Below are 23,915 nucleotides of genomic sequence, written 5' to 3'. Positions count from 1 at the left end.
TCTTCAGACGGTGCGAAAAATCACCACGGCTGAAAGAAGCGAAATTACCGTTCCGAGCCACAGGCTCGAAATCTCGACGCCCTCACCGATCGGCAGGGTGAAAATCGGATCGGTGCCGACGAGGCCGATCCACAGCAGGTGGATCACCGCCGCCAGCACCAGCGAGACGAACAGGCGGTCGCCGCGCGTGGTCGGAATGCGCAGCACGCCGACTCGCTCCGCCTCGGGATAGGCGATCGCGAGCCAGGTCATCATCCCGAGCGTAGAGGCAAGCAGCACGAAGAAGACCGCGGTAGGCCAGGTCCATGCCATCCATGCGATGCTGTCCATGTCTCAGCTCCTTCCGTACGGCATGCTGCGCCCCCTCTCCCATGGGGAGAGGGCTGCGGTGAGGGGGTACGGTCCATCGATAGAGTGAAACCCCTCACCCGGATTTGCGGCTTTGCGCCAAATCCGACCTCTCCCTTTGGGAGAGGCGAAACCCGGCGTTGTGCTGCCGCAGCGTGATCGCATCGTCATCCCTCACACCCGGCCGAGCGCGAAGCCGCGCGCGATGTAGTTGCGGACGAACCAGATCACCAGTGCGCCGGGGATGATGGTGAGCACGCCGGCCGCGGCAAGCAGGCCCCAGTCCATGCCGGCGGCCGATACCGTCCGCGTCATCACTGCGGAGATCGGCTTGGCGGCAACCGATGTCAGCGTGCGCGCCAGCAGCAGCTCGACCCAGGAGAACATGAAGCAGAAGAACGCGGCGACGCCGATGCCGCTCGCGATCAGCGGCACCAGGATCTTGATGAAGAAGCGCGGGAACGAATAGCCATCCAGGAAGGCGGTCTCGTCGATCTCGCGCGGCACGCCGGAGACGAAGCCTTCGAGGATCCACACCGCCAGCGGCACGTTGAAGATGCAGTGCGCGAGCGCAACCGCCCACGGCGTATCGAACAGGCCGATCGCCGAGTACAGGTTGAAGAACGGCAGCGCATAGACCGCCGCCGGCGCCATGCGGTTGGACAGCAGCCAGAAGAACAGGTGCTTGTCGCCGAGGAAGCGGTAGCGCGAGAACGCATAGGCTGCCGGCAACGCCACCGCGATCGAGATCACGGTGTTGATGACGACGTATTCCAGCGAGTTGATGTAGCCCGAATACCAGCTCTCGTCGGTGAAGATGCGCCGGTAGTGCTGCAGCGTCGGCGTATGCGGCCACAGCGTCATCGTCGAGACGATCTCGGCGTTGGTCTTGAAGCTCATGTTGACGAGCCAGTAGATCGGCAACAGCAGAAAGATCAGGAACAGCGCCATGATCAGGCGGCGGCCGGGGATCGAATGCATCACGCCGCTCCTCCCTTGACCGGACGCTCGCTGCCGGCATTGGTCATCACGGTGTAGAACACCCAGCACACGATCAGGATGATGAGATTGTAGGCCAGCGAGAGCGCGGCGGCCTTGCCGAGGTCGAACTGGCCGAGCGCGATCTTGACGAGCTCGATCGAGACGAAGGTCGTCGAGTTGCCGGGGCCGCCGCCGGTGACCACGAACGGCTCGGTGTAGATCATGAAGCTGTCCATGAAGCGCAGCAGCACCGCGATCAGCAGCACGCGGTTCATCTTCGGCAGCTGGATCGCCTTGAACACCGCCCAGCGCGAAGCGCCGTCGATCTGCGCCGCCTGATAATAGGCGTCGGGGATCGACTTCAGGCCGGCGTAGCAGAGCAGCGCGACCAGGCTTGTCCAATGCCAGACGTCCATCACGATCACCGTGACCCAGGCGTCGATGTCGTTGGAGACGTAGTTGTAGTTGAAGCCGAGGTGGTTCAGCGTATAACCGAGCAGGCCAATATCGGGCCGGCCGAAGATCTGCCAGATGGTGCCGACCACGTTCCACGGAATCAGCAGCGGCAATGCGAGGGTGACGAGGCAGGCCGCGACGCTCCAGCCCTCGCGCGGCATCGACAACGCGACGATGATGCCGAGCGGCACCTCGATCGCAAGAATCACGGCCGAGAAGAACAGGTTGCGGCCGAGCGAGGCCAGGAAGCGGCCGCCGAGATCGGTCGAAGGATCGAGCAGCTCCTTGAACCAGCCGACGCCGTTCCAGAAGAACTGGTTGTTGCCGAAGGTGTCCTGCATCGAATAGTTCACGACGGTCATCAGCGGCAGCACCGCCGAGAACGCCACCACCAGGAACACCGGCAGCACCAGGAACCAGGCTTTCTGGTTGATCGTCTTGTCCATCAGGCGACCCCTTCGACCAAATGGCTGTCGGCATAGACGTGGACGTTGGCGGGATTGAAGATCAGGCCGGCGGTATCGCCGGAGATCGAGAAGCCCGGCGGCACGCGCGCCGCAAGTTTGGTGTTGCCAACGCGGACGCGGGCGAACTGGATGCGCCCGAGATCGTCGATCCGCTCGATGGTGGCCGACAGCAGCCCCGACGCGGGTGCCGCGACATCGACAAATTCAGGCCGCACGCCGATCTCGATCTTCTTGCCGGCCGGCAGCACACCATAGTTTCGATGCAGCCCGATGACATGGCCGTCGATCCGCGCCTCGTGGCCTGAGACCTCGGCGGGCACGATGTTCATGCCGGGCGAGCCAATGAAGTAGCCGACGAAGGTGTGCGCCGGCTTGTCGAACAGTTCGGCCGGCGTGCCGCTCTGCACCACGCGGCCGTCATGCATGACGACGACGGTATCGGCAAAGGTCAGCGCCTCGGTCTGGTCGTGGGTGACGTAGATCATCGTGAGGTCGAGCTCGCGATGCAGCGCCTTTAGCTTCGAGCGCAGCTGCCATTTCAGCTCGGGATCGATCACCGTCAGCGGCTCGTCGAACAGCACGGCGGCGACGTCGGAGCGCACCAGGCCGCGACCGAGCGAAATCTTCTGCTTGGCGTCGGCGGTGAGCCGCGTCGCCTTGCGGTTGAGGTACGGCGTGAGGTCGAGCAAATCGGCGATCTGCCTGACCCGCGCATCGACCTCGGCCTTTGCCACGCCACGGTTCTTCAGCGGGAAGGCCAGGTTCTGCCCGACCGTCATGGTGTCGTAGATGACAGGGAACTGGAACACCTGCGCGATGTTGCGCTTCTGCGTCGACAGCGGCGTGATGTCCTGGCCGTCGAACAGGATCTTGCCGCGCGACGGCGTCACGATGCCGGAAATCAGGTTCAGCAGCGTGGTCTTGCCGCAGCCGGAGGGCCCGAGCAGCGCATAGGCGCCGCCCTGCCGCCAGGTCATCGTCACCGGCTTCAGCGCAAAGGATTCCAGCGGCGCGTCATTGCCGCTGTAGGATTGCGCGAGATCGACGAGGTCAATGCGAGCCATCGGGCATCTCCCTCAATTGCTCTTGCCGGCTGACGTGCGTGCCGCAAGCGAACTGCCGTACAATTCGCTAGCAAACGCGGTCGCGGGCGACGCGACCAGGCGGTCGGCGGCGTCAAACACAAAGATATTCTCTGGATCGAGCGCGGCCTCGAGCACCTGCCCGGGTTCATATTCGTGCACGCCGTGCAGCACCGCGACCCAGTTCGAATCGTGGACGTGAACGTGCACAAAGCTCTCCGACCCGGTAATCTCGGTGACCGTCACGGCGGCGGAGAATTTGTGGCGGCCGGGCACGACGCTCCCGACCTCGAGCTGGTGCGCACGGAAGCCGATCTTGTACGTGCCGTCAGGCAGATTGGCGTACAGCCCCACCGCGGGCGCCTGCTCGCCGCCGGCATAGATCACCCGGTCGCCCTTCTTCTCGATGCCGATGATGTTGAGGGGCGGATCGGAGAACACCTGCGCGACCCGCAGCGTATCGGGATGGCGGTAGACCTTCGGCGTGGCGCCGGCCTGCAGCGCCTGGCCTTCCCACATGCACACCGTGTCGCCGCCGAGCAGCAGCGCCTCCGACGGTTCGGTGGTGGCGTAGACGAAGATCGCACCCGATGCCTCGAAGATCCGCGGCAGCTCGGCGCGCAGTTCCTCGCGCAGCTTGTAGTCGAGGTTGGCGAGCGGCTCGTCGAGCAGCACGAGGTCGGCGCCCTTGACCAGCGCGCGCGCAATCGCGGTGCGCTGCTGCTGGCCGCCGGAGAGCTGCAGCGGCGTCCGCTTCAGATAGGGCTCGAGCCGCAACAGGCTGGCCGCCTCCGCCACCCGCTGCTCGATCTCGGCCTTCGGCTTGCCCTGCACCCGCAGCGGCGAGGCGATGTTCTCGTAGACCGATAGCGAGGGATAGTTGATGAACTGCTGATAGACCATCGCCACCGAGCGCTGCCGCACGTCGGCGCCGGTGACGTCCTTGCCGTCGACCAGCACGCGGCCGGTGGTCGGCTTGTCGAGGCCGGCGAGCAGCCGCATGATCGAGGTCTTGCCCGAGAGCGTCGGCCCGAGCAGCACGCTGAGCGTGCCACGCTCCAGCGTCAGCGAAACATCGCGGATGGTCTGGATGCCATCCACGGTTCGCGTGACGTTCTGCAGTGTAACGCTCATGCCCGTCCTCCCGCTTCGCGGAGGGGACGTTCACCTGACGCGCGGTTGGCGACCATCCACTCGTCGAGCGCGGCGATTTCACCCGCCGCCATTCGCAAGCCCAGCTTGGATCGTCGCCAGACGACATCGTCCGCTGTCCGCGCCCATTCGTTCGCCATCAGGTACCGGACTTCACTCTCCGTCAAGGTGGCGCCGAAGGCGCGGCCGAGATCATCAGCCGTTGCTGCATTGCCCAAGACCTTGTTGGCGCGCGTGCCATAGGCGTGGGCGAGACGGTTGGCGTGGGACTGTGCGAGGAACGGATAGTTGCGAACCAGCTCGGCGCTCAGCGCGGCGACCGCGGAGACGTCCATGTCGCCGCCGGGCAGCGGCGCCTTGCCGGTCCAACCCTCCTGCGCTTTCGCGCCGCGGAGATAGGGCGACAGCCGCTCCAGCGCCTCTTCGGAGAGGCGGCGATAGGTGGTGATCTTGCCGCCATAGATCGACAGCAGCGGCGCACCGCCGGGCGTATCGAGCTCGAAGACATAGTCGCGGGTCGCGGCCTTGGCTTCGCTCGCGCCGTCGTCATAGAGCGGACGCACCCCGGAGTAATTCCAGACCACGTCCTCGGGCTTCACCGGCTTGGCAAGGTATTCGCTGGCGGAGGCACAGAGATACTCGATCTCCTCGCGCGTCGCCTTCACCTTGGCCGGATCGCCGTCATAGTCACGATCGGTGGTGCCGATCAGCGAGAAATCGTTCTGGTAGGGAATGACGAAGATGATGCGGCCGTCGGCATTCTGGAAGATGTAGGCGCGGTCGTGGTCGTAGAGCTTCGGCACGACGATATGCGAGCCCTGCACCAGCCGCACCTTGGCCCGCGCGTTGACGCCGACACCGGTGGCGAGCACCTGCTCGACCCAGGGACCGCCGGCGTTGACCAGCACGCGCGCCTTGATGGTGTCGCGCGCGCCGGTGGCGCCGTCCTCGACCGTGACGTGCCAGACGCCGTCGATCTGCCTGATCTCCACCGCGCGGGTGCGGGTGCGAATCTCGGCGCCGCGATCGGCGGCATCGCGCGCGGTCAGCGCCACCAGCCGCGCGTCGTCGACGAAGCAATCGGAATATTCAAAGCCCTTGGTGTAGCGCCCGGGGATCAGCGGCTTGCCGACCACGTCGCGCGTCAGGTCGACCGAGCGCGTCGCCGGCAGCAGGTGCCGGCCGCCGATGTGGTCGTAGAGGAATAGGCCGAGCCGCAGCAGCCAGGCCGGGCGCAGGCCGGCGTGGTGCGGCAAAACGAAACGCAGCGGGCGAATGATATGCGGCGCGATCTGCCAGAGGATCTCGCGCTCGATCAGCGCCTCGCGCACCAGGCGAAACTCGTAATACTCGAGATAACGCAGACCGCCATGCACCAGCTTGGTCGACCAGGACGACGTCCCGCTGGCCAAGTCATTCATTTCACAGAGGAAAACAGAATTGCCCCGGCCCGCCGCATCGCGCGCGATGCCGCAGCCATTAACGCCGCCTCCAATGATGGCGAGGTCGTAAATTCGGTCCAAAGAACGCTTCCCCCGGCAACCGTTTTCGCTTTGACGGTTTTACTTTCGGATTGGAGTAGATCACAACCGAAAACGAAAGCAAAGTGAAAATGGGGAACTTTAGCTGGGGATTTTTTGGGCGACGTGATCGCCGCAGGGGCAGCAAACTGGTTCGGCGTTCCCCGGCAGCAGGTCCGTCGCTCCGAGGTGCGAGCGTCAGCGAGCCTCGAAGGGTGCGCGGCCGCAGTGTTGGCCGTTCACCCTTCGAGACGCGCGCAAGAGCGCGCTCCTCAGGATGACGGGGAGAAAGCTTTGCGTGCGGCTGCGTCGCATTCGGCTGTCATGCCCCGCTTCAAGCAGGGCATCCAGTACGCCCGCGGCGTCGCGGCTCAAGCGCGAATGTCTCTGGAATATTGGATCGCCCAGTCGAGCCGGCGACGACAGCGAGAGAATGCGAATTACGCGCTGCGCAGCGTCGCGGGTGCGGCGTCGGCGCCGTTGTCGTCGATATCGGCCTGCGGCTTGTCCATCGCGACGACCACCTCGATGCCGCGGCTGTGGCAGATATTGGCGAGGCCTGCGGGCAAGGGCGAATCGGTGACGAAGGTCTGGATCTGGCTCATATGGGCGATCCGCACCGGCGCGCTGCGGCGGAGCTTGGTCGCATCGGACACCAGCATCACGTTGCGCGCGTTGGCGATGATCGCCTGCGCCACCTGCACCTCGCGATAGTCGAAGTCGAGCAGCGCGCCCTCCTCGTCGATCGCGGACGCGCCGATGATCGCGTAATCGACCTTGAACTGGCCGATCAGCTGCGTCGCGGTGGAGCCGACCACGGCACCGTCGGCGCGCCGCACCGTGCCGCCGGCCACCACCACCTCGATGCGCGGATGACGGTACAGCAGCATCGCGACGTTGAGGTTGTTGGTAATGACCAGCAGGTCCTCATGCGAGGTCAGCGCGCTGGCGACCTCTTCCGTGGTGGTGCCGATATTGATGAACAGCGAGCAGCCGTTCGGAATCCGCGCGGCCGCGGCGGCGCCGATCGCCTTCTTTTCCTCGGCGGCGACGAAGCGGCGCGCCTCATAGGCGAGGTTCTCGACGCCCGAGGCGATGATCGCGCCGCCATGGATGCGGGTCAGGGACCGCTCGTCGCAGAGATCGTTGAGGTCCTTGCGGATGGTCTGCGCCGACACCTCGAATCGCTTGGCAAGGTCCTCGACCATGACCCGGCCGAAAGCGCGTGCAATGTTGAGGATTTCAGTCTGGCGATGGGAGAGTCCGGCCACGGCGGCCCCCTTGAAACGGCGACGGTTGGAGCACGATCTTTTCGGAAAACCGGCTTCCACTTTTCCGGATCGTGCTCTAGCCCATGGTGCGACCGTTCGGCACGGAGGTCAACGAGCAAGCATCGACGGGGTTAAGGACTGCGTTGCAGCAATGTCGAGCCGGCAACGTTTCGGCACAATGCCTCACCAAGCCATTTCCTCACCAAGACATGGCGGATGCAACCAGGCGAATCAATTCCGGATCATCGAATGCCGCCGCGCTGGCAACCGCGCCGGCCGCGAGCAGATCGGCATGACCGAGCCCGGTTCGCATCCCGATCGTCGCGATGCCCGCCGCCGTCGCGGACTGGATGCCGGAGCGCGAATCCTCGAACGCGAGCGAAGCCTGCGCCAACGCGCCTGCGACGCGCAGCCCCTCCAGATAGGGCAATGGATGCGGCTTTCCGTGCGCCAATTCATCGCCGATCACGACCGCCTTGAAACGGTGCGCGATACCGAGTCCCGAGAGCAGCAGTTCGGCGTTCGGGCGCGGCGCATTGGTCACCGCCACCATCGGCACGCCGGCGCGATCGGCCCGGTCGAGCAGCGCCATCAGCCCCGGCACCGGCACGATCTGGCCGGAGACCAATTCGCGGAAGATCCGCTCCTTCTCGCCGAGGATGCTGGCGCGGCGGTCGGGCGATTCGTGGGCGAGGAAACGCTCTCCGATCGACGCATTGGAGAAGCCTTGCAGCTCCTTGCCGAAGCGCGCGTGATCGAAGCTGTGTCCATGGGGGCCGAGCACCCGGTTGAACGCCGCCAGATGCAGCGGATCGGTGTCGGCTAGCGTGCCGTCGATATCGAACAGCAGCGCCTTGCCTCGTGTGTGCGGCATCCGAAAAAGTTCCGTGAGTTCGGATGCATCAATACAGACTCTCGCGGCGCGCGCAAACGGCGGATCGCGTGGCTCCTCATCAGGAGGCCATCTGCAGATCCTCGCCGGCGACCAGCCGTCGCGCCGCGCGCTCGGCCTCGCGTGCGTTGCGGAAGATCTGGCCCTCCAGGGCTTGGAACCGGCGCGAAGCCGCGAAAAACGCGTAACCCCTGGTATCGCGCACCACGATACCCGCGGTCTCGGAACTTACTTCGATGACGTAGCAGTCTGACATTATCGGCCTCGGTTTGATTCCGCGCCGACAACGGCATCGCCGCCCGTTTGTTCCTGAGTTTTTTGCGAAGCGAAGCGCCATTTTTTGCAGCCACGCCGCGCTCCAGTCTCAGTTTCGACGCGTTTTCTCTTGCGCCGAATCAGCGGCGTTTTCGCGCAAAAGACGTCAGGTCGAAATCGTCGCCCCATCGCGCTGGATCGGTTGCGGACGGCCCTGATCGTCGATCGAGACGTAGGTGAAATTGCCGTCGGTGACGAGGATCGACTGCTGCTCGCGGCGGCGCAGCACCCAGGCTTCGAGATGCACCGTGATCGAGGTGCGGCCGACGCGCACCAGATTGGCGTGCACCGAAACGAGATCGCCGACATAGACCGCCTTGCGGAAGTTCATCGCCTCGATCGCGACCGTCACGGTGCGGGACTTCGCCAGCTTGGAAGCGAACACGCCGCCGCCAACGTCCATCTGGCTGAGCAGCCAGCCGCCGAAGATGTCGCCATTGGCGTTGGTGTCGGCCGGCATCGCCAGCGTGCGGATGCAGAGATCGCCCTGCGGCTCGTTGCCGCTGATCGGCGGTGCGTGAACATGCGTTTCAGGCGCTTGGGTATCGGTCACTTGAAGGTCTCCCAGCCTGCATCGGGTGCGAAACGATCGCCGAACTTCTGCGTCAGCGCGCGCAGCGCGGATACGACAGCCTCGACGCCGCGCGTGCGCGCGTAGTTGAGCGGACCGCCGCGGAACGGGGCGTAGCCGGTGCCGAAGATCATCGCGCCGTCGACCATATCGGGGTCGTCGACGATACCCTCGCGCAAGGCGGCGATGCAGACATTGGAGATCGGCAGCACCAGCCGATCGATCATCTCGTCGCTCACTTTCGGACCGGTCTCCGGCAGCGGCGCCTTCTCCGCCTTGCCGTCCTTCCAGGTGTAGAAGCCCTTGCCGGTCTTGCGGCCGAGTTCGCCCTTCGCGACCTTCTCGCGCAGCCAGGCCGGCGTCGGCGGCAGGCTGTCGCCGAACTTCGAGCGCAGCATGTCGCCGACATCGAGGCAGATATCGAGGCCGACCTGGTCGGCGAGCTCGATCGGCCCCATCGGCATGCCGAACTCGACGGCAGCCGCGTCGATCAGGCGCTGGTCGGTCTTCTCGTCCAGCATCATCATCGCTTCCAGCATGTAGGGCGTCAGCGCGCGGTTGACGAGGAAACCCGGCGAGCTCTTCACCGGCAGCGGCAGGCGATCGATGGCGCCGACAAACGCAAGCGCCTCCTTGAGCATCGCGGCATCGGTGCCGTCATGGCTGACGACCTCGACGAGTTGCAGCCGCGACACCGGGTTGAAGAAATGCAGGCCGAGCAGCCGCTCCGGCCGTGCCAGCGTGGTGCGCAGATCCTGCAAGGGGATGCTCGACGTATTGGTGGCGAGGATCGCGCCCTGCTTCATCTTCGGCTCGAGGCCGGCATAGACCTTCTGCTTGAGCTCGAGCTTCTCCGGCACCGCCTCGATGATCAGATCGGCGTTGCGAACGCCCTCGCCGTCCATGTCGGGGATCAGCCGGTCCAGCGCGTCGCGCTGGTCGATCTTCCTGCGCATGATCTTGCCGAACAGCTCGGCGGCGCGCTTCATCGCGCCCGCGATCGGCTCGGCCTTCATGTCGGCGAGCGTGACGCGCATGTCCTGGCTGGCGCACCAGGCCGCAATATCGCCGCCCATCGCGCCGGCGCCGATGACATGGATGTGCGCAACCTTGTTGCCGCCGCCGGCCGCCTTCTTCATCTGCTCGCGCAGGAAGAACACCCGGATCAGATTCTGCGCTGATGGCGTCACCATCAGATTGGCGAAGGAGGCCTTCTCCGCATTCAGCATCGCCGAGCGGTTGCCGGCGTGCTTCTCCCAGAGCTCGATCAGCGCATAGGGCGCCGGATAATGCTTGCGCGGCGCGGCCTTCTCCGCCTCGCTGCGCATCCGCGAGGCAAGCAAGCCCCTGACCGGACCAAGATTAAGGATCGAATTGCGCATGCCGGGCTTGGCGCGCTTCAGCCGGCCGAACACCGCATCCTTCACCGCGTTGCGGACGTGGCGCTCCTGGGTGATCGCGTCGACCAGGCCGAGCGACTTGGCGCGGCGCGCGTCGATCGTCTTGCCGGTCAGCATCAAGGTCATCGCCTGCATCGGGTTGACCAGTTCGGTGAAGCGCACCGTGCCGCCGAGGCCGGGATGCAGGCCGAGCATCACCTCGGGGAAGCCGAATCTGGCATCGTCGATCGCGATCCGCATCTGGCAGGCCAGCGCGACCTCGAGGCCGCCGCCGAGACAGAAACCGTGGATCACGGCGACCGAGGGCACGCGCAATGCCTCGAGCCGGTCGATCACCGCATGGGCGCGGCCGATCTCGGTCTCGACCGCCCGCGGGTCGCTGGCGCCGCGAAATTCATTGACGTCGGCACCGGCGATGAAGCCGCTCTTCTTCGCGGAGCGCACCACGAGGCCGGTGGGCCGCTGGTTCTCCAGCGCCGCGACAACGGCATCGAGCTCCTCGAGCAGATCGGCGGACAGCGTGTTGGCGCTGGTGCCGGCGCGGTCGAACAGCAGCCAGGCAATGCCGTCCTCGTCGCGCGTTAGCTTGAAATTCTTGTACGGGCTGTCGGCGGCCGGCTTCGGCCCGAGCTCGAGCACGCGATCGGCGAGAACGTCCATGATCCGTGAATCCATGATCACACCGTCTCTATCAACATCGCGCCGCCCTGCCCGCCACCGATGCATTCGGTGGCGACGCCGCGCCTGGTGCCGAGCCGCTTCATCGCGTTGACCAGATGCAGCACGATACGGTTGCCGCTGGTGCCGACGGGATGGCCGAGGCTGATCGCGCCGCCGTCGACGTTCAACTTCGCGCGGTCGATCTCGCCGGCCGCGCCGTCGAGCCCCAAAATCTCGCGGCAGAATTTGTCGTCGTTCCAGGCGGCGAGACAGCCGAGCACCTGCGTCGCAAAGGCCTCGTTCAGCTCCCAGGTCTCGACCTCTTGCAAGGTCAGCCCGTTGCGTTTGAGCAGTGCGCTCGCCGACAGCACTGGACCGAGGCCCATGATCGACGGATCGAGCGCCGACCACTGGCTGTCGAGGATCACGGCCTTCGGCGTCAGCCCATGCTTTGCCACCGCAGTCTCGGATGCCAGGATCACCCAGGAGGCGCCGTCGGTGATTTGCGAGGAATTGCCGGCGGTGACCTGGCCCCACGGGCGCTCGAACACCGGTTTCAGCTTTGCCAGCGTTTCGGCTGTCGAGTCCGGGCGGACGCCGTCGTCATGGTCGTAGAACTTGCCGTCGCGGGAGAACGCGGTCTCGACCTCGCCCTTGAGGAAGCCTTGCTTCTGCGCGTTGGCGAGCCGCTGATGGCTCTCGGAGGCGTAAGCGTCGGACTGCGCGCGGGTGATGCCGAAGAGATGGCCGACCTTCTCGGCGGTCTGGCCCATGTTCAGTTCGGTGATCGGATCGGTCAGCCCGCGCTCGAGGCCGATGATCGGCTTGAAGTAGCTCGGCTTCACCTTCAGTGCCGCCGCGATCTTGGCTCCTAATCCCTTGGCGCCGGCAAAGCCGGCAAACCAGCGCACGCCGGAATTCGGCCAGACCAGCGGCGCGTGGCTCAGCGCCTCGGCGCCGCCGGCGAGGATCAGGTCGGAGATGCCTTCGCGGATGTAGCGGTAGCCGGTGTCGATCGATTGCATGCCGGAGCCGCAATTGATCTGCACCGTGAAGGCGACCATCTGCTCGCCCATGCCGAGCCGGAGGGCTGCGACCCGCGCCGGGTTCATCTCGTCGGCGATGACGTTGACGCAGCCGAGGATGACCTGATCGAAAGCGGTGGGCGCGAAAGGCTGCCGCGCCAGCAACGGCCGGCCGCATTGCACGGCGAGATCGACCGGGGTGAACGGGCCGGGACCGGAACGCGCCTTCAGGAACGGCGTCCGGCTGCCGTCGACGATAAAGACTGGTCGCGCCATCAGCTCGCCGCCCTCTGCTCACCAAGCTCCTGGAAGAACTGATGCACGTCGGCGGTTTTCTTGTAAATCGGGGACAGCGCCTCGGGCGCAAAATCATCGACCTCGATGACCTTGGCCACGGCCTCATGGGCGGCGGCGAGCTTCTCGCCGTCGGCCTCGGTGATGACGCCTTTCTTGACGGCCTCCTTCCAGTCGTGCAGCCGCGCCGCGCGCAGCTGCTTGGCCGCATCCTCGGACTCGGTGACAAGGCGGAAGGCCTTTTCCAGCCGCGCGATGCCGCCGTCATCCTCGACAAAGGCGAGATCCGGCGTCAGGCGGTCGCGTGCCGCCGACGGCGACAGCACGAGTTGTGCGCAGAGATGCACGACGCGGTCAGACGGCCCCGTGACGCGCGCGCCGAACGGCTGGATCAGGAATTTCAGCATCCATGCCACCGGGCGGCTCGGCAGATTGGCGAGGATCTCCGCAAAGCGGTTCTCGATGGTCTTGAAGCCGGATGCCATGCACCATTGGAGCGCGGGAAGATCCTCCTTCTGCCGCCCCTCGTCCTGCCAGCGTTTGAGCGCGGCAGAAAGCAAGTAAAGCTCCGACAGGATGTCGCCGAAACGCGCCGACAGCATCTCCTTGCGCTTCAGAGCGCCGCCGAGCGTGAGCAGCGCCATATCGGCGCACAGCGCGAACGCCGACGAGTAGCGCGAGAGCTGGCGATAGAACTCCGTTGCGTCACCGGCATCCGGCGCCGGTGCGAACAGGCCAAAGCTCCAGCTGCGGCCCCAGGCGCGGAACATGGTCGCAAAGCTGTGGCCAACATGTTTCCAGAACGCGGTGTCGAACGCAGTCAGGCCCTTGTCGCGATCGGTCTCGCTGAGCGCGTTCATCTCCTGCAAGAGATAGGGATGCGCGCGGATTGCGCCCTGCCCGAACACGATCAGGTTGCGGGTCAGGATGTTGGCGCCCTCGACCGTGATACCGACCGGTACCGAACGGTAGAGCCCGCCGAGATAGTTCTGCGGCCCGTCGATGACAGCCTTGCCGCCATGGATGTCCATGGCGTCGTCGATCGCGATCCGCATCCGCTCGGTGGCGTGCAGCTTCATGATCCCCGAGATGACGGCGGGGTGATGCCCCTCGTTCAGCGCGGCGCAGGTCAGCCGCCGCGCGGCGTCGAGCAGATAGGCGGTGCCGGCGATGCGCGCGAGCGGCTCCTCGATGCCCTCGAATTTCGAGATCGAGATGCCGAACTGCTCGCGGACGCGGGCATAGGCGCCGGTGGTGCGCGCGGCGTAGGCGGCGCCGGCGGCCGACAGCGACGGCAGCGAGATGCCGCGGCCGGCGGCGAGCGCCGTCATCAGCATCTTCCAGCCCTGCCCCAGGCGCTCTTGGCCGCCGATGATGTAGTCGAGCGGGATGAAGACGTCGCGGCCCCAGTTCGGACCGTTCTGGAACACCTGCATCGCCGGCAGATGGCGCTGGCCGATCGAGACGCCCGGCAGATGGGTCGGGATCAGCGCGACCGTGATGCCGAGCTCGTCCTCGCTGCCGACCAGGTGATCGGGATCATAGGCCTTGAAGGCGAGGCCGAGCAGCGTCGCCACTGGCCCCAGCGTGATGTAGCGCTTGTGCCAATTCAGCTTCAGCCCAAGCACCTCGCGGCCTTCGAAATTGCCCTTGCAGATGATGCCGGTGTCGATCATCGAGGCGGCGTCCGAGCCGGCCTCCGGGCTGGTCAGCCCGAAGCAGGGAATGTCCTGGCCCGCGGCCAAACGCGGCAGCCATTTGTCCTGCTGCTCCTTGGTGCCGAAGCGCATCAGGAGTTCGCCCGGCCCGAGCGAGTTCGGCACCATCACGGTGACGGCCGCGGTCAGCGAGCGCGAGGAAATCTTGCGCACCACTTCGGAATGCGCATAAGGCGAGAAGCCGAGGCCGCCGAATTCCTTCGGGATGATCATGCCGAAGAACTTCTTCGCCTTGATGAAGGCCCAGACCTCCGGCGGCAGATCGCGCCATTCCCAATTGATCTTCCACTCGTCGAGCATCGCGCAGAGCTCGTCGACCGGACCGTGCAGGAAGGCGTTCTCCTCGTCGGTCAATTTGGCCGGCGCGAACGCCAACAATTTCGACCAGTCGGGATTGCCGGTGAAGAGATCGGCGTCCCACCAGACGTCGCCGGCTTCCAGCGCCTCGCGCTCGGTATCCGACATGGTCGGCAGCACGCCACGCGCCCAGGAAAAGATCGGCTTGGAAAGGTAATCGCGGCGGAAGCTCATGGTGGGGTCCTCATGGATCGGCGCGGGTAGCTGATATTATCGGAAAGTGCCGGTCACGGGTGAACACTTCGCCCTGCAAATAAAGCGAAATTGACGCGGCCAGGCCGCCGTTTGTTAACGGCAGGCCGCGCGTTCAGTTCCGAAAGCTGAGCTGCGACAATCAGGTAGCCGAAGGGGTGGCGAATTCACCTCTCCCTTGGGAGAGGTCGGCGCGCAGCGCCGGGTGAGGGGTTACGGTCTCTCGTGAGAGCAGCGCCCCCTCACCCGATTTGCTGCGCAAATCGACCTCTCCCCGCTGGGGAGAGGTGGAGTAAAGATCGCGGCTAGGCCGGCCCGGCGCCCTGGGTCGCGGTATAGACCGCGTAGAGCGACTGGCTTGCGGCCATGAACAGGCGATTGCGCTTGGGGCCGCCGAAGGTGATGTTGCCGCAGACCTCGGGCAGCCGGATGCGGCCGAGCAGTTTGCCTTCCGGCGACCACACCGTCACGCCGTTGTAACCGACCGCGCGGCCGGCATTGCTCGAGCACCAGACATTGCCGTTGACGTCGCAGCGGATGCCGTCCGGTCCGCACTTCACGCCGTCGATCATGAAGTCGCTGAACCGCTTGCCGTTGACGGGCTTGTTGTCGGCGCCGACATCGAACACGAAGACGTCGCCCTTGCCGCCCCGGCCGGTGTCGCCCGGTCCCTTGCCGGTCGAGACGACATAGAGCTTCTTGTAGTCCGGCGAGAAGCAGAGGCCGTTCGGATCCGGCACCTGATCCTCGCTCACCACGAGATCGACGCGGCCCGAGGGATCGATGCGATAGCAATTGGTCGGCAGTTCGCGCTTGGCCGCCACGAAGCCCGCCGGCTGGCCGATCCGCGGATTGAGCTTGCCGGCGGAATTGCCCGGTCCGCCCGCCGCGTCAGGCTCGCCCTCGTAGAGCTGGCCGCCATAGGGCGGATCGGTGAACCAATAGCTGCCGTCGGGATGCGCGACGATGTCGTTCGGCGAGTTCAGCCGCTTGCCTTGATAGTTATCGGCCAGCACCGTCGCAGTGCCGTCATTCTCGTAGCGCGTCACCCGGCGGGTGAGATGTTCGCAGGAGAGCTGGCGGCCCTGGAAGTCGAACGAATTGCCGTTCGAGTAGTTCGACGGCGTGCGGAACACGCTGACATGGCCGTCATCCTCCGACCAGCGCATCTGCCGGTTGTTCGGGATGTCGCTCCACAGGAGATAGCGGCCCTGCGAGCTCCAGGCCGGGCCCTCCGCCCACAACAGCCCGGTATGGAGACGTTTGATCGAGGTGTTGGGCTGGGCAAGATCGTCGAAGGACGGATCGACCGCGATGATGTCGGGGTCCCAGAAATAGGTGGTCGGCGCACCGCGCGGACTAAAGTCGCGCGGCGGGCTGGTGATGGTTGTCGGCGGTCCGACCGGCGCGGGCGCGTTCTGGGCCAGCGCGCTGCTGACGCCGGCTGCGGCAGCGGCCGCCCCCACCGCCAATCCCTGGACGAGTGTTCGACGTGAAACGTTCGGATCGCGCCGTTCTTGTTTCTGACCGCTGTGCGCGCCGTTTGAACCGCTCCGCTCCTGGCGTGTCATCGCATCCTCCCACTGTGTTGGCCGGCCGTTGATCCGGCCTGGCGCGCGGGAGGTTAGACCGCTCGCTCTGAGGTTGCGAGTGACGGTTTTTCATCACTGGGCGCCGAAATTTCACATTGTCGTGGTTCCCGCTTCCGTCATTGCGAGGAGCGAAGCGACGAAGCAATCCATCCATCCCTGTGCGGAGAGATGGATTGCTTCGCAGAGCCTGTCATCGGGCGCGCGTTCGCGCGACCCGTTGGCTCGCAATGACGGCTGGACGGACAATATCAATCCGGCCGGATCATCTCGAACATGTTTTCCGGCTTGATCTCGAAATAGTCGCCGCGGCGGCCGGCGCGGACGATCGGGTGGGCGAGACCGGTCTGATAGACCCCGTCCTTGATGAAGGCCTTGTCGATGTGGACGGCGACCACCTCGCCGAGCGTCAGCCAGGCCTCGGCCTTCTTGCCGTCGGCGCCCTGGAGCTGGACGATCTGACTCACCTTGCATTCGAACGACACCGGGCTCTCGGCGACGCGCGGCACGTTGACGAGCTTGCCGGCAACCTGCGTCAGCCCTGCGAGCCTGAACTCGTCGACATCGCGCGCGACATGCGCCGCGGTCGCATTCATGTGCTTGGCGAGATCCATCGTCGCCAGGTTCCAGACGAACTCGCCGGTGTCCTGGATGTTGGCGACGCTGTCCTTCCAGTTGGTGGAGGAGAAGCCGATGATCGGCGGCACGTAGCAGAAGGCGTTGAAGAAGCTGTAGGGCGCGAGGTTGATGTTGCCGCCCTTGTCGCGCGAGGAGATCCAGCCGATCGGCCGCGGCGCCACGATGGCGTTGAACGGATCGTGCTTCAGGCCGTGGCCATTCTTCGGCTCGTAGAAATGCAGGTCTTTGGCGGTCACGCTGGGCCCCTCTCACGGTAGCCCGGATGGAGCGCAGCGCAATCCGGGACTCGTCTCACACGTGGAAGCATCCCCGGATTGCGCTGCGCTCCATCCGGGCTACGATTTCGCTTCGCTTGCAATGCGGGAAGAGTCAACTGACGAAAACGTCAGTGCCGGCGCTCAATTGGCGGGGATGCGCGGCGACAGGCCGGCGATCACGAAATCGATCATCTGGTCGATGGTCGGGCCCGGCTTGGTCGCGCATTGGGCGATCATCTGCGGATGGAAAAACCGCATCATCGCCGTGCCGGCACACAGCGCGGCGACTTCGAGGTCGTCGACCTCGAACTCGCCCGTCGCCACGCCTTGCGCGATCACCTCGCCGATGGTGTGGCCGATCGTTTCCATATGGGTGACGCAGACCTGCCAATCCTCCTGCATCGCGATCTCGACCATCTCGTGCAACTTGGAATCGTCGACATAGCGCTCTGTATTCATGCGATTGATCGTCTTCATCATTTGGCGCATGCGCGCCGCTGCCGGCCCTTCCGATCGCGCGATGCGCTGGGCCTCAACCTCGACCCCGCCCATCAGGCCGCGCGCCACGCCTTCGTGGATCGCCTTCTTCGAATCGAAGAAGCGATACACGTTGGCGGGGCTCATCCGCAGCTCTTTGGCGATGTCGGCGACCGTGGTCTTCTGATAGCCGATCTGCCGGAACAAGCGCTCCGCCACCACGAGAATCCGCTCGCGGGTGTCGGTTTCGCTATGTTCCGAGATCAGTGTCATGTTGGCCTGCTCAATCTTCAATTATTCGGCCGCCTCAGCAAGTGGAAATGCGAGTTGCCCCTCACCCGCATGCTGCGGCGCAGTATTGACTTGCTCGGGGCCGCTTTCGTCCAGGGTCTTGCGGAACCAGAGGGCGTAAAGGCCCGGCAGATACAGCAAGGTCAGGAAAGTCGCAACAAACAAACCGCCCATGATGGTGATCGCCATCGGGCCCCAGAACGCCGAGCGCGACAACGGGATCATGGCGAGGATCGCCGCGAGCGCGGTCAGCACCACCGGCCGGGCGCGCCGGACGGTGGCCTCCACGATCGCCTCGCGCCGGGTCAGGCCGGAGGACACGTCGCTCTCGATCTGATCGACCAGGATCACCGCGTTGCGCATGATCATGCCGGCGAGCGCGATCAGGCCGAGCAGCGCCACGAAGCCGAACGGCTGGTTGGCGACGTTCAGGCCCAGCGAGGCGCCGACGATGCCGAGCGGCGCGGTCAGGAACACCAGGAACAGGCGCGAGAAGCTCTGCAGCTGGATCATCAGCAGCGTCAGCATCACCATCACCATCACGGGGAAGAGGATGAAGATCGACGCATTGCCCTTGGCGGATTCCTCGAACGCCCCGCCCGGCTCGATCCGGTAGGCCGGCTCGAGATGGGCCTGGATGTCCTTCAGCTTCGGCGAGATCTGGTTGGTGACGTCGGGCGCCTGCACGCCGTCGACGACGTCGGAGCGCACGGTGATCGCCATGTCGCGGTTGCGCCGCCACAGGATCGGCTCCTCATGCGCATACTCGATCTTCGCAATCTGCTGCAGCGGCACCGCCACGCCGTTGCGCGTGGTGATGGTGAGATCGCCGACGCGGCCGAGATCGAGCCGCTCGGACGGCACCGCGCGGGCGACCACGCCGACCTTCTCGATGCCGTCGCGGATCGTGGTGACCGGCGCGCCCGAGATCAGCATCGCCAGCGCCTGCGAGACATCCTGCGGGGTCAGGCCGAGCGCGCGCGCCCGATCCTGGTCGACGGCGAGCTTCAGGTAGGGCGACTGCTCGTTCCAGTCGAGCTGGACGTCCTTGACGTTCTTGTTCTGGCGCATCACCTCGCGCACCTGGTAGGCGATGTCGCGCACCTTGTTGGCGTCGGGCCCGATCACGCGGAACTGGACCGGGAAGCCGACCGGCGGACCGAAGTTGAAGCGGTCGACGCGAACGCGCGCCTCGTTCAGTGCGCCGTCGGCGGCGGCCTGCTCGATCTTGGCCTTGACGCGCTCGCGCGCCTCGACGTTCTTGGCGAGGATCACGATCTCGGCAAACGCCTCGTTCGGCAGCTGCGGGTTGAGGCCGAGCCAGAAGCGCGGCGAGCCCTGGCCGACATAGGCGGTGTAGGTCTGGATGTCGTCATCGCCCTTCAAGAGCCCTTCGGCCTTCTTCACTGCCTTCTCGGTGACGTTGAAGGCCGTGCCCTCGGGCAGACGAAGCTGCAGGAATAGCTCGGGCCGCTCCGACAGCGGGAAGAACTGCTGCTGGACATGACCGAAGGCCACGATCGAGGCGACGAACACGCCGACGGTCGCTACCACCACCTTGATGCGGTGATCGACGCACCACTGCACCACGCTGCGCAGGCCGCGGTACATCCGGGTCTCATAGATCGCGTGCGGATCGTGGTTCTGGTGCAGCTTGATGTTCGGCAGCAGCTTGACGCCGATATAGGGCGTGAAGATCACCGCGACGAACCAGGACGCAACCAGCGAGATCGCCACGATCCAGAAGATGCCGCCGGCATATTCGCCGACCGCCGAATTGGCAAAGCCGATGGGGAGGAAGCCAGCGGCTGTGACCAGCGTCCCCGTGAGCATCGGAAACGCGGTAGATTCCCAGGCAAAGGACGCCGCCTTCATGCGGTCCCAGCCCTGTTCCATCTTCACCACCATCATCTCGACCGCGATGATGGCGTCGTCGACCAGAAGGCCGAGCGCGATGATCAGCGCGCCGAGCGTGATGCGGTGCAGATCGAGCGACATCGCGTTCATCACGATGAAGACGATGCCGAGCACCAGCGGCACCGAGAGTGCCACCACGATGCCGGTGCGCCAGCCGAGCGCGACAAAGGAGACGAACAGCACGATCGCGAGCGCCTCGACGAAGGAGTGCACGAACTCGCCGACGGCGTGTTCGACCACCTTGGGCTGGTCGGCAATCTGCTGGATGTCGACGCCCTGCGGCACCGCCTTCAGGAATTCGGCGGTCGCCTGCTGGACTTCCTTGCCGAGCTCGAGGATGTTGGCGCCCTTGGCGGTGACGACGCCGATGCCGAGCGCCGGCTTACCTTCCTGACGCACCTTGAAGGTCGGCGGATCGACATAGCCGTGGCTGACGGTTGCGATATCGCCGAGCCGGAACACGCGGCCGTTGCTTTCGACCGGGGTTTCGGCAACCGCCTTGACGCCGTCAAGCGCGCCGGTGACGCGCAGCGGCACGCGCTGCGACGAGGTCTCGACGGTGCCAGCCGGGGTGACATTGTTCTGCTTGGCGAGCGAGTCGAACAACGCCTGCGGCGTGATGCCGAGGGTGGCGAGCTTGGCATGCGAGAACTCGACGAAGATGCGCTCGTCCTGGGTGCCGTAGAGATCGATCTTGGTGACGCCAGGGACTTTCAGCAGGCGCTGACGGAAGCCTTCCGCGACCTTCTTGAGCTGCGCGTAGTTGGCGCCGTCGCCGGTCATCATATAGAGGATCGAATCGACGTCGGAGAATTCGTCGTTGACCACGGGACCGAGGATGCCGGACGGCAGATCGCCCTGCGCATCGGCCAGTTTCTTGCGCAACAGATAGAAGAAATACGGCACGTCCTTTGGCGAGGTCGAGTCCTTGAAGGAGACCTGCATCGCGGTGAAGCCCGGCTTGGAATAGGTCTGCACCTTGTCGAAGAACGGCAACTCCTGCAGCTTCTTCTCGATGGGATCGGCGACCTGCATCTGCATTTCCTGCGAGGTCGCGCCCGGCCACATCACCGAGACGTTCACCACCTTGACGGTGAAGAACGGATCCTCGGCACGGCCGAGCTTCTCGTAGGAAAAGAAGCCGGCGGCGCCGAGGATGATCATCAGGAACAGCACCAGCGTCGGATGGCTGACCGCCCAGGCCGAAAGGTTGAAGCGCTTCATCGAACTCTCCAAGTTCTAGACCAGGTCCCAGAACCGTTTCTGCTGATATTGCGAGGATCAGAACGACAGCGACGAGACGACCCGGACCTTCTGGCTCGGATCGAGTTTCTGCACGCCGAGAGCGACCACCTTGGCGCCATCGTCGACGCCGCCGGAGATGACGACGTTGTTGCTCTCATAGGCCTTCACCTTGACCGGCTTCAGCGCGATGTCGCCCTTGTCATCGACGATGTAGAGCGAGGGATCGCCGCCCTGGCTGTACAGCGCCGACAGCGGCAGCTTGGCGACCCGCTCGGTCGCCTTGTCGGCCAGGGTCAGGGTTGCGGTCATGCCGAGCGAGACGGCCTCGTCGGCGTCCGGCAGCGAGAACTTCGCGAGATAGGTGCGGGTGGCGGGATCGGCCTGCGGCGCCACCTCGCGCAGCTTGGCGGCGTAGGTCTTCTTGGCATCCGACCACAGCGTCACCGTGGCAACGCCCGACCTGGCACGAGCGAGAAGCGTCTCGGGGATCGCGACGACAGCTTCCTTCTCGCCAAGTCGGGCGACACGGATCGAGGCCTGGCCCGCGGCAACCACCTGGCCGGGCTCGATCATGGTCGCGGTGACGACACCCCTCGTGTCGGCCACCAGCGTTGCATAAGAGAGGGAATTCTTGGTCAGCTCGACCGAGCGCTCGGCGCGGTTCAGCCGCGCCCGCGCCTCGTCGCCGGCGGCCTTGGCGGAATCGAGCGCCGCGTCGGTGGTCCAGCCCTTGGCCTTCAGGTCCTTGGCCCGCTGCTCGGCGGCTGCGGCCTGCGCCAGCACGCCGGTGGCGGCGCGGAATTCCGCCTCCGCCTGCTCGGCCTGCAGCTTCAGATCGACTTCATCGAGGGTGGCCAAGGGCTGGTCGACGTCGACTGTCTGTCCGACCTCGACCAGCCGCTTGGCCACCTTGCCGGCGACCCGAAAGCCCATATCGGCTTCGATACGGGGCTTGATGGTGCCGACAAAGCTGCGCTCAGGCGTTTCGGCCTCGTAATGGACGGTCGCCACCAGAACGGGGCGTCCGGGATCGGCGTTTTCGGCTGCCTTTTCATTGCAGCCGGTCAGCGCGAACACCGCGAAAGCCAGCGTTGCTCCGGTCAAGAGCCTGTAATAGCTCGACAAAACGGAACGAACGAACATCTGAAATCTCCATCGGGCTGACGACTGATGAAGAGTATCGATTTATCACTGATGAATGTCAATATTCGTCAGTGATAACCAATTCGTGAGGACGGCCGTGATCGCGGCGGTATTTGCGGTGCTAGCCCGGATGAGCGGAGCGAAATCCGGGACTGTGCATGAGGTTGTTTTCGATTTTTTCGAGCCCGGCGGCTGGATCACGCAAACACCGGTCCCATGCGCCCGGCATGTCCGCGTCAGATGTCGTAGGGCGAAGCGAAACAGCGCAGTCCGGACTGCGGAGGATCAGCCGGACCCTGCGCAGGCAATCGCTACTTCGCGCTCGCGAACTCGGTCTTGGTCTCGTGGCTGCCGAGGAAGACCAGGAGGCCCGCCGCGAGCGGCAACAGCGACAGCACCAGGAGGCCCGTCGACGTGCTGCCGGTCGTCTCCTTCACCCAGCCGATCAGATAGGGCCCGCCGAAACCGGCGAGGTTGCCGATCGAGTTGATCAGCGCGATCGCGCCGGCGGCGGCGGTGCCTGACAGCCAGGCGGTCGGCAGCGTCCAGAACACCGCGAAGGTGCAGAACACGCCGATCGCGGCGACCGTCAGCACGACCATGGTCATGGCCGGATCGGTGATGTAGCTGGAGACGGCGAGCGCCAGCGCCGTGAGCAAGAGCGGCGCGCCGACATGAAACACGCGCTCCCGCACGGCGTCGGACCGGCGCGCCCACAGGATCATCGCGACGGTGCCGAACGCATAGGGGATCGCGGTGACGAATCCGGTCTGCGCGTTGGTGAGGCCGAACGCCTTGACGATCTGCGGCAGCCAGAACTGCATGCCGTAGAGCGAGGCGACGAAGCCGAAATAGATCGCGCTCAGCGCCAGCACCTTCGGCGAGGACAACGCCTGGCCGAGCGTGAAGTGCTGCGCCGCCTGCTTGGCCGCGACCTCGGCATCGAGCTTCGCCTTCAGCCAGGCCTTCTGCTCGGCCGAGAGCCAATCGGCCTTCTCCGGCCGGTCGGTGAGATAGAACCAGGTGACAATGCCGAGCAGCACCGAGGGGATGCCCTCGATCACGAACAGCCACTGCCAGCCCTTCAGCCCCATCACGCCGTCGAGCCCGAGCAACAGGCCGGAGATCGGCGCGCCGATCACGGTCGAAATCGGCACCGCGAGCGCGAAGGCGGCGAGGAAACGCGCGCGATACTCGGCCGGATACCAGTAGGTGAGATAGAGGATGATGCCGGGGAAGAAGCCTGCCTCGGCAACACCGAGGAAGAAGCGCAATGCGTAGAAGCTGTGCTCGTCATAGACCGCCGCCATCAGGGCCGAGAGGATGCCCCAGCTCACCATGATGCGGGCGATCCACTTGCTGGCGCCGAATCGCTCCAGCGCCAGATTGCTCGGCACCTCGAAGATGAAATAGCCGATGAAGAAGATGCCGGCGCCGAACGAGAACACCACCGGCGAGAACTTCAGCTCGCTGTTCATGGTCAGCGCGGCGAAGCCGAGATTGACGCGGTCGAGATAGGAGAAGAAGTAGGCCAGGATCAGGAACGGGATCAGCCGCCAGGAGATCGCGCGGATCGTGGACGTCTCGATCTCGCTGCGGGCGCCGCGATCGGGCGCGACGGTTGCGGTCTGGCTCATCTGTTCCCCCCAAAGCTAT

General features: G+C 65.1%; 19 protein-coding genes. All 19 read right to left on the bottom strand.

Annotated elements, in window-relative coordinates:
- Positions 1–3 precede the first annotated feature (3 nt).
- The 19 genes from AC066Y_RS24515 to AC066Y_RS24425 all read right to left on the bottom strand — a co-directional run bounded on the left by AC066Y_RS24515 (position 4) and on the right by AC066Y_RS24425 (position 23,896).
- A complete protein-coding gene (locus tag AC066Y_RS24515; RefSeq protein WP_097672938.1) occupies positions 4–330 on the bottom strand; it encodes a DUF2160 domain-containing protein in 327 nt (108 codons plus the stop codon).
- Between the two features lie 192 nt (positions 331–522).
- On the bottom strand, positions 523–1,329 hold the full coding sequence (locus AC066Y_RS24510) for a carbohydrate ABC transporter permease (RefSeq protein ID WP_342729106.1): 807 nt from the start codon (positions 1,327–1,329) through the stop codon (positions 523–525).
- Positions 1,329–2,231, bottom strand: coding sequence for a carbohydrate ABC transporter permease (locus AC066Y_RS24505; RefSeq protein ID WP_478276109.1), 903 nt, complete (start codon positions 2,229–2,231; stop codon positions 1,329–1,331). The genes AC066Y_RS24510 and AC066Y_RS24505 overlap by 1 nt, the downstream gene beginning before the upstream one ends.
- Positions 2,231–3,316, bottom strand: a complete 1,086-nt coding sequence (locus tag AC066Y_RS24500) for an ABC transporter ATP-binding protein (protein ID WP_176533190.1) — start codon at positions 3,314–3,316, stop codon at positions 2,231–2,233. Before AC066Y_RS24500 ends, AC066Y_RS24505 begins: the two co-directional genes overlap by 1 nt.
- A 12-nt stretch (positions 3,317–3,328) precedes the next feature.
- Positions 3,329–4,468, bottom strand: coding sequence for an ABC transporter ATP-binding protein (locus AC066Y_RS24495; protein WP_478276108.1), 1,140 nt, complete (start codon positions 4,466–4,468; stop codon positions 3,329–3,331).
- Positions 4,465–6,009, bottom strand: a complete 1,545-nt coding sequence (gene glpD, locus AC066Y_RS24490; protein WP_478276107.1) for a glycerol-3-phosphate dehydrogenase — start codon at positions 6,007–6,009, stop codon at positions 4,465–4,467. The genes AC066Y_RS24495 and glpD overlap by 4 nt, the downstream gene beginning before the upstream one ends.
- Before the next feature lie 437 nt (positions 6,010–6,446).
- Positions 6,447–7,277 (bottom strand): DeoR/GlpR family DNA-binding transcription regulator, encoded by an 831-nt coding sequence (locus AC066Y_RS24485; protein WP_092124510.1) that lies wholly within the window; start codon positions 7,275–7,277, stop codon positions 6,447–6,449.
- A gap of 199 nt (positions 7,278–7,476) precedes the next feature.
- Positions 7,477–8,151, bottom strand: a complete 675-nt coding sequence (locus AC066Y_RS24480; RefSeq protein WP_478276106.1) for an HAD family hydrolase — start codon at positions 8,149–8,151, stop codon at positions 7,477–7,479.
- Between the two features lie 79 nt (positions 8,152–8,230).
- Positions 8,231–8,425 (bottom strand): hypothetical protein, encoded by a 195-nt coding sequence (locus tag AC066Y_RS24475; RefSeq protein WP_478276105.1) that lies wholly within the window; start codon positions 8,423–8,425, stop codon positions 8,231–8,233.
- Positions 8,426–8,590: 165 nt separating this feature from the next.
- On the bottom strand, positions 8,591–9,052 hold the full coding sequence (locus tag AC066Y_RS24470; protein WP_478276153.1) for an acyl-CoA thioesterase: 462 nt from the start codon (positions 9,050–9,052) through the stop codon (positions 8,591–8,593).
- On the bottom strand, positions 9,034–11,130 hold the full coding sequence (locus tag AC066Y_RS24465; protein ID WP_478276104.1) for a 3-hydroxyacyl-CoA dehydrogenase NAD-binding domain-containing protein: 2,097 nt from the start codon (positions 11,128–11,130) through the stop codon (positions 9,034–9,036). Before AC066Y_RS24465 ends, AC066Y_RS24470 begins: the two co-directional genes overlap by 19 nt.
- Before the next feature lie 2 nt (positions 11,131–11,132).
- Positions 11,133–12,416: an acetyl-CoA C-acetyltransferase gene (locus tag AC066Y_RS24460; protein ID WP_478276103.1), complete on the bottom strand. Its 1,284-nt coding sequence runs from the start codon at positions 12,414–12,416 to the stop codon at positions 11,133–11,135.
- On the bottom strand, positions 12,416–14,683 hold the full coding sequence (locus AC066Y_RS24455) for an acyl-CoA dehydrogenase (protein WP_478276102.1): 2,268 nt from the start codon (positions 14,681–14,683) through the stop codon (positions 12,416–12,418). Before AC066Y_RS24455 ends, AC066Y_RS24460 begins: the two co-directional genes overlap by 1 nt.
- A 323-nt stretch (positions 14,684–15,006) precedes the next feature.
- The gene (locus AC066Y_RS24450) at positions 15,007–16,272 is read right to left on the bottom strand and encodes an SMP-30/gluconolactonase/LRE family protein (protein WP_478276101.1); all 1,266 of its coding nucleotides are present in this window, start codon (positions 16,270–16,272) and stop codon (positions 15,007–15,009) included.
- 269 nt (positions 16,273–16,541) lie between these two features.
- Entirely contained in the window at positions 16,542–17,165 is a 624-nt protein-coding gene (locus AC066Y_RS24445; protein WP_478276100.1) for a flavin reductase family protein, read from the bottom strand.
- 162 nt (positions 17,166–17,327) lie between these two features.
- Positions 17,328–17,936 carry a TetR/AcrR family transcriptional regulator gene (locus AC066Y_RS24440; RefSeq protein WP_478276099.1) on the bottom strand — a complete coding sequence of 203 codons (609 nt, stop codon included), beginning with the start codon at positions 17,934–17,936 and terminating at the stop codon, positions 17,328–17,330.
- Positions 17,937–17,957: 21 nt separating this feature from the next.
- Entirely contained in the window at positions 17,958–21,095 is a 3,138-nt protein-coding gene (locus tag AC066Y_RS24435) for an efflux RND transporter permease subunit (RefSeq protein ID WP_478276098.1), read from the bottom strand.
- 57 nt (positions 21,096–21,152) lie between these two features.
- Complete coding sequence (locus tag AC066Y_RS24430) at positions 21,153–22,259, bottom strand: efflux RND transporter periplasmic adaptor subunit (protein ID WP_478276097.1); 1,107 nt, start codon at positions 22,257–22,259, stop codon at positions 21,153–21,155.
- A 311-nt stretch (positions 22,260–22,570) separates the two neighbouring features.
- On the bottom strand, positions 22,571–23,896 hold the full coding sequence (locus AC066Y_RS24425; RefSeq protein ID WP_478276096.1) for an MFS transporter: 1,326 nt from the start codon (positions 23,894–23,896) through the stop codon (positions 22,571–22,573).
- Between the last annotated feature and the right edge of the window lie 19 nt (positions 23,897–23,915).

The organism is Bradyrhizobium sp. USDA3010 (genome assembly GCF_056429065.1).
The sequence above is the reverse complement of the archived record's forward strand: the minus strand, read 5'-3'. Positions and strand labels throughout refer to the sequence as shown.

Coding starts and splice junctions, on each gene's coding strand:
- AC066Y_RS24515 (WP_097672938.1), bottom strand. CDS start 330: ATGGACAGCATCGCATGGATGGCATGGACCTGGCCTACCGCGGTCTTC.
- AC066Y_RS24510 (WP_342729106.1), bottom strand. CDS start 1,329: ATGCATTCGATCCCCGGCCGCCGCCTGATCATGGCGCTGTTCCTGATC.
- AC066Y_RS24505 (WP_478276109.1), bottom strand. CDS start 2,231: ATGGACAAGACGATCAACCAGAAAGCCTGGTTCCTGGTGCTGCCGGTG.
- AC066Y_RS24500 (WP_176533190.1), bottom strand. CDS start 3,316: ATGGCTCGCATTGACCTCGTCGATCTCGCGCAATCCTACAGCGGCAAT.
- AC066Y_RS24495 (WP_478276108.1), bottom strand. CDS start 4,468: ATGAGCGTTACACTGCAGAACGTCACGCGAACCGTGGATGGCATCCAG.
- AC066Y_RS24480 (WP_478276106.1), bottom strand. CDS start 8,151: ATGCCGCACACACGAGGCAAGGCGCTGCTGTTCGATATCGACGGCACG.
- AC066Y_RS24475 (WP_478276105.1), bottom strand. CDS start 8,425: ATGTCAGACTGCTACGTCATCGAAGTAAGTTCCGAGACCGCGGGTATC.
- AC066Y_RS24465 (WP_478276104.1), bottom strand. CDS start 11,130: ATGGATTCACGGATCATGGACGTTCTCGCCGATCGCGTGCTCGAGCTC.
- AC066Y_RS24460 (WP_478276103.1), bottom strand. CDS start 12,416: ATGGCGCGACCAGTCTTTATCGTCGACGGCAGCCGGACGCCGTTCCTG.
- AC066Y_RS24455 (WP_478276102.1), bottom strand. CDS start 14,683: ATGAGCTTCCGCCGCGATTACCTTTCCAAGCCGATCTTTTCCTGGGCG.
- AC066Y_RS24450 (WP_478276101.1), bottom strand. CDS start 16,272: ATGACACGCCAGGAGCGGAGCGGTTCAAACGGCGCGCACAGCGGTCAG.
- AC066Y_RS24440 (WP_478276099.1), bottom strand. CDS start 17,936: ATGACACTGATCTCGGAACATAGCGAAACCGACACCCGCGAGCGGATT.
- AC066Y_RS24435 (WP_478276098.1), bottom strand. CDS start 21,095: ATGAAGCGCTTCAACCTTTCGGCCTGGGCGGTCAGCCATCCGACGCTG.
- AC066Y_RS24430 (WP_478276097.1), bottom strand. CDS start 22,259: ATGTTCGTTCGTTCCGTTTTGTCGAGCTATTACAGGCTCTTGACCGGA.
- AC066Y_RS24425 (WP_478276096.1), bottom strand. CDS start 23,896: ATGAGCCAGACCGCAACCGTCGCGCCCGATCGCGGCGCCCGCAGCGAG.